The organism is Pedobacter sp. (assembly GCF_965227205.1).
Lineage (GTDB): Bacteria > Bacteroidota > Bacteroidia > Sphingobacteriales > Sphingobacteriaceae > Pedobacter.
The window spans coordinates 1,852,823-1,865,939 of the sequence record NZ_OZ245727.1 but is presented as its reverse complement, the minus strand read 5'-3'; the positions used below and the strand labels follow the sequence as shown (position 1 = coordinate 1,865,939).

Annotated in this window: 11 protein-coding genes; 7 read left to right on the top strand and 4 right to left on the bottom strand. The window is 29.3% G+C overall.

The features are described 5' to 3' along the window. Positions 1 to 4: 4 nt before the first annotated feature. From ACO05K_RS08020 to ACO05K_RS08005, 4 genes are all read right to left on the bottom strand, one after another. A complete protein-coding gene (locus ACO05K_RS08020) occupies positions 5 to 1,558 on the bottom strand; it encodes a hypothetical protein (RefSeq protein WP_421943925.1) in 1,554 nt (517 codons plus the stop codon). A gap of 557 nt (positions 1,559 to 2,115) precedes the next feature. Then, positions 2,116 to 3,426, bottom strand: coding sequence for a hypothetical protein (locus ACO05K_RS08015; protein WP_421943924.1), 1,311 nt, complete (start codon positions 3,424 to 3,426; stop codon positions 2,116 to 2,118). Between the two features lie 398 nt (positions 3,427 to 3,824). Continuing rightward, entirely contained in the window at positions 3,825 to 4,694 is an 870-nt protein-coding gene (locus ACO05K_RS08010; protein WP_421943923.1) for a beta-1,6-N-acetylglucosaminyltransferase, read from the bottom strand. Between the two features lie 31 nt (positions 4,695 to 4,725). Then, the gene (locus ACO05K_RS08005; RefSeq protein ID WP_421943922.1) at positions 4,726 to 6,225 is read right to left on the bottom strand and encodes a hypothetical protein; all 1,500 of its coding nucleotides are present in this window, start codon (positions 6,223 to 6,225) and stop codon (positions 4,726 to 4,728) included. A gap of 180 nt (positions 6,226 to 6,405) precedes the next feature. On the opposite strand from ACO05K_RS08005, the gene ACO05K_RS08000 reads away from it, so the two are divergent. The 7 genes from ACO05K_RS08000 (at position 6,406) to ACO05K_RS07970 (ending at position 13,116) form a co-directional block, all read left to right on the top strand. Next, complete coding sequence (locus ACO05K_RS08000) at positions 6,406 to 7,089, top strand: HAD family hydrolase (RefSeq protein WP_421943921.1); 684 nt, start codon at positions 6,406 to 6,408, stop codon at positions 7,087 to 7,089. Between the two features lie 12 nt (positions 7,090 to 7,101). Next, positions 7,102 to 8,145 (top strand): UbiA family prenyltransferase, encoded by a 1,044-nt coding sequence (locus ACO05K_RS07995; RefSeq protein WP_421943920.1) that lies wholly within the window; start codon positions 7,102 to 7,104, stop codon positions 8,143 to 8,145. Between the two features lie 15 nt (positions 8,146 to 8,160). Further along, positions 8,161 to 9,600, top strand: a complete 1,440-nt coding sequence (locus ACO05K_RS07990; RefSeq protein WP_421943919.1) for a GMC oxidoreductase — start codon at positions 8,161 to 8,163, stop codon at positions 9,598 to 9,600. Between the two features lies 1 nt (position 9,601). Beyond that, entirely contained in the window at positions 9,602 to 10,015 is a 414-nt protein-coding gene (locus tag ACO05K_RS07985) for a hypothetical protein (RefSeq protein ID WP_421943918.1), read from the top strand. A gap of 117 nt (positions 10,016 to 10,132) precedes the next feature. After that, on the top strand, positions 10,133 to 10,972 hold the full coding sequence (locus ACO05K_RS07980; protein WP_421943917.1) for a beta-1,6-N-acetylglucosaminyltransferase: 840 nt from the start codon (positions 10,133 to 10,135) through the stop codon (positions 10,970 to 10,972). 176 nt (positions 10,973 to 11,148) lie between these two features. After that, complete coding sequence (locus tag ACO05K_RS07975; protein ID WP_421943916.1) at positions 11,149 to 12,873, top strand: HAD-IIIC family phosphatase; 1,725 nt, start codon at positions 11,149 to 11,151, stop codon at positions 12,871 to 12,873. A gap of 6 nt (positions 12,874 to 12,879) precedes the next feature. Further along, on the top strand, positions 12,880 to 13,116 hold the full coding sequence (locus tag ACO05K_RS07970; RefSeq protein ID WP_421943915.1) for an acyl carrier protein: 237 nt from the start codon (positions 12,880 to 12,882) through the stop codon (positions 13,114 to 13,116). Position 13,117: the final 1 nt, after the last annotated feature.

Sequence of the window (13,117 nt, the reverse complement as noted above, 5' to 3'; positions counted from 1 at the left end):
TAATTTAATTAGGTATTAACGCGTAAATTAAATATCCATCAAACTGCTTTACTAGTTTAAATTTTTCTTTTTTGATATTTTCCAAGTTTTTCAATAAGATAAACTTCGATTTTGGATTGGATTCAATAATATATTTCACCTTACCGGTTCTTATCATTTCTTCAAAATTTTCATAACCCAAAACCTTCGATGGCCCCGTTGAATATTCAAGTATATCCATTTGTGGTACTAGACAGTTTCTAAAAAAAATATTATTTAAAAATTGTCTGGATGGTAATGATGAATCTGTTGTAAGGTTCGTAAAAATATAATCACTACCACCCAAGTTCCCATCCTTTTTTATGAAAGCTGAAACTTGGGTGGTTGCTGCTCTTTGCGATATTGCATTTAGTTTGAAATTAGACTTATAAATTACCTTAATATCATTTACTATAAATGTACAAATCACTAATAAAAAGTAGAAGTAAAATATTGGTAAACTAATGCTATAAACTTTATTCATTAATGCTGATTTAAAAGAGATACCCTTTTGAATGGCATAAAAAATAAGTAGCAATGAGAAATTAATGAATAGTACATAATATTGAACTGCAGACCCCATTTTTAATGCGGTAACAGTTGCGAAAATAAAAAAGCCAGCTGTTGAAATTGCCAAAATTTGTTCTTTAATCGCACCCTTAAACCACATATTTAGCTTTATTATCAAAAAAATTGATAGAATTAGAAGTGGCCAAAAGTTAATTTTTAATACAACGTGATTTAAAACATAATAAAAATTCGTCATATCTATTCCATTTGCAATTCCACCAACTACATTTTGTAAAAATGATGGGTAAATAATTTCAAATAAATATATTGATGAGCCGTAAATAATTACGCTATATATTATTAGCTTTCCAAAAGTTTTCCAGTCCTTAATTAAAAAACTATATCCAATAAATATTATAATTAGTTGAATTCCACTTTGTTTTGATAAAACAGATAAGGCTGTGAGAGAAATAGCAACTATTAAGTTTTTGTTTAATTTATGTTTAGTGCCATTTAAGGGAGTATAGTATAATAAGAAAAAATAAACTGAAACAATCGCTAATAAATCACATAGAGAATCGGAGCGTACAGCAAATGTATGAGGGAAAGCTAAAATAAATGATAATAAGAAAAGATAATAACTCTTTATTTTAGTTAAGCCAAATATAGAATAACCTATTTTGAAAATAAAATAAGCAGATAGTAAATTAAATATAAGATTCCATGATCTACCAATAATATAAATTGAAGTGTAATCATCCGGGCTTAGAAAAATTATTTTAGATGTAAAGTAGCAGATATAATAATAGATGGGAGTGTACTGGGTAATAGAGAAGGGAATATTTGTGGGAGATGAATAGAGGCTTTTACCATTAAGCATTGTTTGAACACTATATATTACATTCTGTTCTATACCTCCAATATCTGAACTGTTGCATAATATAATAACAATTCTTATTATGAAATAAATGATAAATAGAAAACCAAAACCAAAATTTAATAAATGTGTGTTTGTAAAATTCTTTTTCATTTGTTGTTTTGAAATTTTTTCAAATCTTTAAAATCGTTATTTTAAATTATGATCAATTGCGTAATACTTTGATTGACCAATAAGAGGGGAGTAAAAAATAGTATTATTGCCAAAGCCCGTCTCAAAGAACCTGAAATGTTTTCCATTAACATTGAAAAAATAAATAAGCTTATAATATGAAAAAGCTAATTTATTTAGCGAAAATTTGTAATAACGTACTTCTAATATGTTATTGGAACTGGAGTTTTGAGCTTCTACAAATAAACTATTTTGAAAAAAATAATAAATTGAATGAAAAATATCAAACGCAGATAAAAAATATTGTAAATATGGTATAATTTGGTAGGATTTTAAATTCAAATTATCCAGAAATTTAAAATTCATCGTAAGAGAGTGTTATCAGGGATTAATAACGCTAATATAGAAAACATTTTTTAATTCAATGAAAATATAATATTAATGAATTACTTACTAAATCATTAACAAAGCTGTAAAATAACATAAAAAAAGGTCCGTAAATTGTATTTACGGACCTTTTTAAAGTTGCTGCTAAAGGATTATAATGCTGGAGCACCAATACCAGTAAATAATGAGTTAAATTTAGAAAGATCTGCTACAGCACTAGATTGTTGTGCGTAATATTTGTTGTTTGAAATATTACTTTTAGCAGCATTTCCATTATAGTTAATCATATCAGTAATTGCACCTTGAACCTTGTATAGTTCAAATCCTAAATTATTATAATAATCTAAGGTTCCACCAAAATTATATAAGTCAAGTATTTGACCTTCCCAATCTTTAGATGTATTCATTTTGCCAACGGTATTGTTGTAAACTTTCGCATTTACGAATGTAGTTTTTCCAGAAATTATGTTTCTATCAAACTGCTGTAATTCAAAACCTCCGTATTTTCTAGTGTTATAACAAATGTTGTTGTAAATTTCAACAGTTGCAGGAGATGAGCCTCTGCTGTAAACCCACATTCTGATAGCATTGCCTTGATAATTCGTTAGTTTATTATCATGGAAAGTGCCGTTTCCTTGCATATAAAAAACTCCATTGTGGTTATTTGTATTTTGATTAATGTTATTTACAATATTGTGGTGGATATTATAATCTTGCACATTTGTGAAAACACAAACACTTCCAACTCCAGGAGAATTTTGGAATATATTATTACCAATTTCAACATCCTTAAATAAGCCAGAATCTTCTCCGGTATTATAAAGATTACCTCCAAAAGTTATGGCTCCACTATTATCAAATAAACAGTACAACACTTTAAGAGCATCAGTTCTGGTCGCTGCAGTACCTTGGTAAGCAAATTCATTACCGTTATTTCGCTCACCGGATATTGTATTATTACCAATGTTTTTAAAACTCATATTTCTAATTGTAAGACCAGACATCTTACCATTAACTGCAATAGCTCTGTAAGAAATATTTTCAAAAGTAAAACCATAAGTTAAATCAGAAATGTTATTACCACTAATTGTTAAATAAGCGATATTTTCAATAACCATAGTTTCAGTTGAAGCTACTAATCCAGAATTAGTTATTGTAATTGGTTTATCAGAGGTTCCTTGAATGTTTTTAATGGATATACCTTTGTAAGTTCCGGCTTTTATTTTAATTACCTTAATTGCAGATAAATCCAAAGATTTTCCATCTATAACTAAATTACCTGAACCTGTACCAACCTCATATGAAGGAACAACTGCTACTGGAGGAGTTGGATTTGTTGGCACAACTGGAGCAACGATCGAAGTTTCGGTATTAGTTTGTTGGGGGGTATTGTTTTTTTTACAGGCTGCAACTAGAATTATTAAAAAAGAGAGGAATAGATGCATTTTCGAAATTTTTCTCATTAAATTTTTTTAAAGATAAATTAATAAATTGTTTGTTGGTTGTAAAACGGATATTCTTTTAAATATTGTGATGAATATTATTTTAAGTTATTTCTATTTAAATATTTTTTGATAAAAAGCAGTGATTTTGTTGTTTTAAATTGCTTTTCATCCTTTTTAGGAATGTAAAATTGTTTTGTTAAATGTTGATTCGTGACAATTTTGTGACTTTTTATTTCTGTTATATAAATCACTGATTGTGTTCAGTTTACGGTTAATGTAAGCGTTGTTTGGTGTGTTTTGTATTTAAAATAATACAATTAATTTATTATTTGTTAAAATACCCATATAATATTCATTATATTGCAATATAACACAAATTAAGCTGATTGATAGACCCTAAGAATATTCTAAATACATCAGTTATTGTCAGCACTATTTTTATTGCCAATCTTGTTGATAATTTCAATATCCACCTCCATATCAAATTTACGAGCGAATATCATATTTGATGAAATGATTTTTTCGTAGTCGTCGATGCGTAAAATCTTTGGATGTGCATTTCCTTCAGACCAATCTATGTACCTAAAGTTATTATTAATTGTATAATCTTTAAATCTCGAACTCATTATTAAACTAGCAATTGCAAATTCATCAGTACCCCAAGAATATTTTAAGAAATTATTTAATTTTAAGTTATTTTTAAGGGTTTCATGAACATATAAAGCGCATTCTGCAGAAATTGTCCACCAGCTAGAATTTGGGCCGCCGTAGAATTCAACCTCTAAAGGGAATTTTCTATTTGGAGTGAATTTATTTAATAGTTCTTGAAAAAAATATTTGCCTCTTATACCAAAATCTGTTAAATGATATTTTTCATATCTCAGCCTAGCTTGCTCCCACCAGCTAGAGTTATTATTTTCTTCGTATGAAATAAAATTTTTACCAATTAAATTTTCAAAGAAATTATAAAGTCGACCTGAATTAATCAATGGATAATCTTGGCCACTTAATAGATTAATAAAATCGTAATGCTTACCGGAAAGAATTACCTCCGCTAAAGAATTATTAATAGCCTTTAAGAAACTATAACCACCCCAGTTACATCTTATCCTCTTTTTAACAAATTTTAAATTTTTCGAATCATTTAATGAAGCAATAAATTCTTGAATATCTGTCTTTTTATCTACATGAATATAATAATCAAAATTCTGGTGTTCAAGAGCTTTTATTAATTTGGCTACTTGTTTAGGATTTTTATGAGCCATTATTATGTGAGCTATCTGCATTACTTCTTTGTTTTGTTGGTAATCTATAGTTCTATTTCCTTTTTATAAATAATTGTGCACTAATATCCTTTGTTTCAATTTTTTTATCAGCATAATATTTTTCTAAAAACTGATTTTTTAGGTTTAGCGACGGATTTGATTTGTAATACCATGTTGGTTGGTCAATAAGATCGCCAATATCTGTTAAAAATTGTGTGTTATAAATAAGCCACACTCTTTTTTTTGACGAGAATTTTTTAAAATCTTGCTGAAGGTTTTTATTATACTGTTCTAGATTTACTGAGTGATTTCTTGTATCTGAACCAACAACTGCGGTGTATTTGAGTTCGTACATTTTTTTATAGATTTGATACCCTGGTTTATTATTCCAATAAATATATACGGCATCTCCAGATCTAAAATTCTTATTAACAAACATCAAAACTTCTCTTTGAAAAGATTTTTTATGCGAATAAAATTGATTTGGATTTTTTAAATAAAAAAAACTTTGCCACAATAGAGGGGCAACTAGCAGAAGAAATAAAACACTTGATAAAACTAATGATTGAAATTTAAGGCTAAAGAACTGAAATCCTTTTGCTATTAAAATTATAAATACCGGAGAAATAAAAATCCAAAACCTTTCTGTTAGCGGGTATAATTCGAGCCCCGAAGCAAAGAATATTAATGTTAGAGATGAGATTATTATGTAAAATATTTCTTGTCTTTCTTTTAGAAAAAAATAAATACCAGCAAGTAGCAGCAAGATGGGTATAAATGGTACTTTTATAATAATACCAAATAAATTATCCAGTTTAAATTCTGAAGAATTCCACGTTAAACCTAAAGGGTAATCCATTAATCTATAAATGTTTACAGCGAACCATTTTAAGTCGGTAATAGATTTTGGAGGTAATGGCATAAAATTATTATATGCCCTAAACCAATATGCAATCCATTCAGATTCGGCATGTTTATGCGTAAATAGCAAATAATTAATAACAAAACTTATAAACCATATAGCAAATGGAATAAAGCCCAGTAAAACTAGGCTCCATTGCTTATTAAGTAATCTATATAAAGAAACACCTAAAGCAATACCAGCTAAAATAAAAATAGAAGAATAAGAGAACCAAATTATTATGGCTCCGATTATTCCCCAAGTTAGTAATTGCAGTAATTTTTGCCTTTTCTTGAAATGAATGTACAGGTATAAACATAATAATGTTGCACACATTTCAGTAGAATACTGCTTTATTTCTACGCTATGATATATTATAGCTGGAGCTAAGCAAATAATTCCTATTGCCAAAATACTAGCCAAGCCTTTAAGAAAATATCTTGAAACAGGAATAGACAAAAAAATTGATAAGATACCCATAATCAGTGGTATCAATCTTAATGACATTTCCTTATTGCCAAACAGATATACCACAATCTTTACAATAAATAAAAAACCTACTGGTGCCTTTTGCTGATAATATAATGGTTGAGTTAATAGTTTATTTATATTAAAATCGATGATGCTTGATGATAAGTAAATTTCGTCCATCCAAAGCGATCTATTAAAGAAAAAATGATATAATCTGAGCAGTAATCCAGTAATTACAAACAGAATTAATAGAAAACGAAGTGATTTGTATTTGAAATATTTACTCTTATATCGGGAAGATTGCATTAACTCAATTTTGCTAATCGCAATATCGTATTTTTTTATATTTTTACTGTAGATATGTGCATAAATCATGTTCCTGAAAATATAAAGTTGGTTATTTTTGATGTTGATGGAACATTATACGATCAATCTAAATTGAGAAATAAAATGATAGTTGCTTTGGTAGGTTACTATCTCTTAAGACCCTGGAAATACTACGAACTTTTAATTATTTATCATTTTAGAAAAGAGCGTGAAAAAAAAGCGGGTTTTACTGGCGAGAATTTATATAATGAGCAATTCATGTGGTGTGCCAGTAAGGTTAATCTACCAGTAGAGAAAGTAAAGGCAGTTATTGATAAATGGATTTTTCAATTTCCGAATAAATATTTAAAGAACTGTATGTACCCTGGTGTAAAAGAAATATTTAATGTTCTTAAAGCAAATCAAATTGCACTAGCAATATATTCTGATTACGATTCAAAAGAAAAAATGGCTAGTATGGGGATAGAGGCACAGCTTTTAGTGAGTTCTACAGATTCTACTATTAATAGTATGAAGCCATTGCCCAAGGCGTTAAATTATATAGCTGAAAGATTTAATATAAACGATAAGAATAATTGTATTTTTATCGGTGATAGAGAAGAATTAGATGGAGAATGCGCAAAAAATGCAGACATACCGTTTTTACTAATTAATAAAAAAAAAGCAAGAAATAATTTTTATAGCAAACTCTCAAAAGAAATACTTAATGGAAATTAAGTGATTTAAATTATGATAGATAGAATTATATTACCTGATGATCCCTTCTCGTCAGATAATACATCCCCGACAGAATTGCGTCCAGCATCATTAAAACACTACATTGCCATCGCCAGGTTTGATAACTGGGCCAAAAACTTATTTATGGTTCCTGGGATGCTTTTTGCATTATCTATTTTTAATACCACGTTTGATAAAACACTAATATTCAAGATTTCGATCGGTATATTAAGTATATGTCTTGTAGCATCAGCTAATTATGTTATCAATGAGTATCTAGATGCTGGATTTGATAAATTTCATCCTCTGAAGAGCAAGCGCTCATCAGTAGTTTCTATAATGAATCCAGTTATTGTTTACTTTGAATATGCATTATTTGGAATATCCGGTCTCTTACTCGCATATCTAGTTTCTTTAAAATTTCTTTCTGTAGCAGCGCTTTTGTTATTTATGGGAATTATATATAATGTAAAACCCTTTCGTAGTAAAGATCGCGTATTTCTGGATGTTTTAAGTGAATCAGTAAATAATCCAATAAGGTTTGCTGCCGGTTGGTTCATTTTTAGTCCGGCTTTGGGCGTACCAGATAGTAAATGGGATTTAAATTGGATTAATACATTTCCGCCAGTAAGCATAATTATCGCTTATTGGATGGGAGGAGCTTTTTTAATGGCAACAAAACGTTTTGCTGAGTTTAGATTAATTGATAATCCTCAACTTGCCGGATTATACCGTAAGTCTTTCAAATTTTATAATGAAAAGAGTTTACTAGTATCTATGTTCTTTTATGCTATTACTTGTGCTTTTTTTATGGGAATATTTCTTGTGAAAGATAGGATAGAACTCTTGGTAAGTTTCCCATTTTTTGCATTGCTTTTCTCCTGGTATCTTAAAATAGGTTTACTAAATGATTCACCTGTGCAAGGTTCTGAGAAATTATACACTAGAAAGTGGTTCATGTTATATCTAGTGCTATTTACAATTTTACTTTGTATTTTGATGTTTGTAGATATACCATGGTTGCATTGGTTTTTAAAAAATGCAAATAATTATTAATAATCTACTGATATAATGAAAAGAGATTATTACGATTTAATTATTGTGGGTACTGGTTTTGCTTCAAGCTTTTTCTTGAAAAAATATCTTGCTAAAGCTCCAAAAGATAAAAGAATTTTGGTTTTAGAGAGAGGACATTTTTATCCACATGATGAAAGACTTAAAGTTAAAAGAGGTGAGAAAAGTGATTTTCAAAAATTTGAAGAACCTTGGGAGAAAGCAATAAACAACATTAGTGAATATAAAAAATGGCCTTTTACTACAGGTTTAGGAGGTTGTTCTAATTGTTGGTGGGGATGTACACCAAGATTTATGCCTTCAGATTTCAAAATGAAGACATTATATGGAATTGAGCAAGATTGGCCAATTGATTATGATGATTTAGATCAATATTATTATGAAGCAGAGGAATTAATGCATGTTTCAGGTCCAGACGGAACGCCATTCCCAAGAAATGGTAATTATCCTTTACCAGCTCATGAGTTTAGCCAAGTAGATAAAATACTTCACAATACATACGGTAATAATTATATAAGCCAACCAACTGCTAGAGCAAGCAGAGCTACAGTTGGAAGAAATAGATGTATGACTTCAAGTACTTGTGATACTTGTCCTGTTAATGCAAAATTCACAATAGAAAATTCTAATCTTTTTGTTTATGAAGATGATAGAGTAGAATTAGTTTACGGGGCGCAAGTTTATAATTTAGATATTGTTAATAATGTAGTAAAGAAAGTTTTCTTTTTAAAAGATGGGATTAAAAAAAGTGTTGGAGGAGAAGTTGTTGTTTTAGGTGCTAATCCTTTTTTTAATACAAATATTTTAAAAAATGCAGGCGATAAAAGTTCCTTACTCGGTAAAGGAGTAGGAGAACAATTAGGTATGCAAGTTTTAATATATTTAGATGGATTAAGTAATGTTGGTGGAAGTACGTGGGTAAATGCTAATGGATATATGTTATATGATGGTGCACATAGAAAGGACTATGCAGCTTGCTTAATGGAAGTAAGTAATGCGCCATACTATATACGTTTGGAAAGAGGTAAGTATCTAAATATTGCAAGTATTCGATTGTTATTTGAAGATATTCCCTTAGATAAAAATTATGTGAATAATACTTCTAATGAGCTTGTACCAGATGTTTACCATGTCGAAAGATCTCCATATACTTTGAAAGCAGTAGAAAATATGAAAGTTAAATTACCAGATATATTATCCTGTTTGCCAGTAGAAAAATTAGAATATTTACCTCCTTTTCCAAATGAGGGACATATTATTGGTGGTACAAGAATGAGTAACGACCCAAATTTAGGCGTGGTTGATAAACATATGATTCATCATAAATATCGTAACTTACTTGTACTTGGCGCTGGAGCATTTACAACTTACAGTGCTTCTAATCCAACTCTAACTTTATCTGCTATGTCGTTATTTGCAGCCGATAAAATTTTTTAATATGAATCGGAAAAAGTTTTTGATTATAGCTGGTGTTAGTACTGGAAGTTTAATAGTTCCAAGTGGTATATATTTTGTATCAGGGTCAGTTAAAAAATATGCAGCATTACTCATCAAAAAACAGCTTAGTTATCTTAAATTAGAAACAAATAGCGTAGAAACATATGTGGAAGATTATTTTCAAGGTAATAATGATTTAATGGCAAAATTAAGATGGAAAACAATGTACTATTTAGGTATAACTTGGGAAAATTCAAACACCCTTAAAGATTTGATTAAATATTATCTTCTATCTACTGATTTTTTTATAAATAAAATGGATGAATCTAAAAACGTTAAATACTTAGGTTTGTATAGTCCATATAAAAGCCCCGTACCAAACCCGTTTGCATATACTCTTTATCCTCCAAATTAGTATTTTACCAGTTTGTGTAACATAATTTTTATATTGGTGCGGCAATAACAAGGCATAAAATAATTTCCATTTCTAATCCTCTAGTCCCGGGTATTTATGAAAGTTGCAAACATTATAATGGCATACAAAAATCCAATGCAGTTGGAAAGGTTATTGAAGTCGATGGAACATCCAGACTTTTATCTTTTTATTCATCTGGATTTAAAAATTGAGAAAGCTGACTTTCAATATTTAGTCAATTTACCTCGAACATACTTTATTAATAACAGGGTTTTGTGTAATTGGGGAGGCTTTTCTTTTGTTAAAGCGATTCTAAGTTCTTTAAGTGAGGTTCTAGATTCTGATTTAAAATTTGACTTTATTAATTTAATGAGCGCACAAGATTACCCGATAAAACCAATTAATCAGATTCATAATTTCCTAAATCAGAACAAGAATAAGTGCTTTGTTTCTTATGATGATGACCCTGAAAAAAAATGGTGGAATCATGCCTCCAAAAGATCAGAACTATATCATCTAACCGATTTGAACTTTAAGGGCAGATATTTTCTCCAAAATTTTATCAATAAATTCTTACCAAAAAGAAATTTCCCTCTTTCAATTGAGTTATATGGAAGTAGCGATTCTTCATGGTGGACAATTACCTCAGATTGCGCTACATATATTGTTAATTTTATGGAGCAAAATAAAGAGTTATATAAATTTATGAAATATACTTGGGGCGCCGATGAATTTCTAATTGCCACCATAATTATGAATTCACCATTTCGTTCTATCGTGGTTAACAATAATTTAAGGCTGATAAAGTGGCAAGATGGTTTGGCTAACCCTATGATTTTAACAATAGAAGATTTACCAATGATTAAGAATTCAGATAAACTTTTTTCACGAAAATTTGATGATAAGGTAGATGAAAAAATATTAAACGAATTAGATAAATATTTACACGTTGACTAACTCATTTTCATGAATGATAATTTTAGCTTAGGGATATTTACTTATTTACGGCGAATTCCATTATTAGAAGGAATATTTATCATTAGATTATATAAAAAAAGCTATTTTCGTTAAAAATTATTAAGTTTGTTATAGGCTTTATACAATAGGCTTAGCGCTACATCCCCTTTAAAACAATGATATCCTTTAAAGAGCTTAAAAAGAATTTAAAAAAAGATGCCTCTAAATTTTCTGTTCGAAAAGTTGCCTTATTAGGCGATATTGCAACTCAGTTTTTATCTGTTGCAATTAAAGGCATGGCAATTGAAAAAAACTATAATTTTGATGTTTTCGAATCCGAATTTAATCAAGTAGAACGCCAGATTCTTGATCCAACGTCAGATTTTCATCAATTTAATTCTGATTATACTTTAATATTCCAATCTACACATAAGCTTTTGGAAAAATATAGCATATCTTCTCCAGAAGAGCAGCTAAATTTGGCTCAAGAGAGATTAGATTTTATTAGAGCTGCTAGTAATTCAATTAGTGGCCGAATTATTTATTATAATTATCCAGAAATCGATGAATCTGTTTTTGGAAGTTATTCAAATAAAGTTCAGTCATCATTTACTTATCAGTTACGTAAGCTAAATTATGAATTAATGAACATTGCCCAAGAAAACTCTAACTTCTTCATCTGCGATATCGCTGCTTTGCAGAACAAGTTTGGAAGAGATGTAATGTTTGATTCTAGTATTTATGTAAGTACAGAAATGGTTTTAAGTCTTGATGCTTTGCCATACGTAGCTTCAAGAACGGTAGATATAATTTCTGCACTTGAAGGTAAATTTAAGAAGTGTTTAATTTTAGATTTAGATAATACTTTATGGGGTGGAATAGTAGGTGATGATGGCTGGGAAAATATACAGATTGGTCATGGTTTAGGGATAGGGAAGGCGTTTACAGAATTTCAACATTGGATTAAGCTATTGAAAAATAGAGGTATTATTATAGCAATCTGCAGTAAAAATGATGAAGATAAAGCAAAGGCTCCATTTGAGTTAAATCCAGAAATGGTTATAAAAATGGATGATGTAGCTGTTTTTGTTGCAAACTGGGAAAATAAAGCAGATAATATCCGATTAATCCAAAGCATTCTTAATATTGGGTTTGATTCTATGGTGTTTTTGGATGATAATCCGTTCGAAAGAAATATTGTAAGAGAAAATGTACCTGATATTACTGTTCCAGAACTTCCTGAAGATCCTGGCGATTATTTGGAATATTTATATTCTCTGAATCTTTTTGAAACAGCATCATACTCTAATGCTGATGCAGAACGTACAAAACAATATCAAATCGAAAATCAAAGAGTATCACTTTTCAAAAGTTTTACTAACGAAGCCGATTTTTTACAATCATTAGATATGTTATCTGAAGTTAAAGGATTTGACTCCTTCAATAAACTTCGTGTAGCACAATTATCACAACGTAGTAATCAATTTAATTTACGAACCGTAAGATATACAGAAGCTGAGATCGAATCTCTGTCTTCAAATAATAACTATATTAATTTTGCTTATACATTATCAGATAAATTTGGCGATAACGGTTTAATTTGTGTAATTATACTACATGCCATTAATCAGGAAGAACTTTTTATAGATTCTTGGTTTATGAGTTGTAGGGTACTGAAACGTGGAATGGAGGATTTTACGCTTAGTACTTTGGTTAAGTATGCAAAAGAGAATGGATACAATAAAATTCTAGGCGAATATATACCAACACCCAAAAATGGAATGGTAGAAGAGCATTATCCTAAATTAGGATTTACTAAGATTCAAAATTCAGAGAAAAAGATTTATGAACTTAATGTTCATGAATATCAAGAAAAAACAAATTATATAACAGCAAAATAAAGAATAATGGAACAATCAGAAGTTTTAAGCAAAGTACAAGATATATTTCGTGATGTATTAGATAATGAAGATATTATTTTAACTCCGCAAACAACCGCAGACGATGTGGAAGATTGGGACTCATTATCTCACATCCAATTAATTGTCGCTATAGAAAAACAGTTCAATATCAAATTTACTTCAAAAGAGATTCTTTCGTGGAATAACGTCGAAGAAATGATTCAATCTATCACAAGTAAGTAAG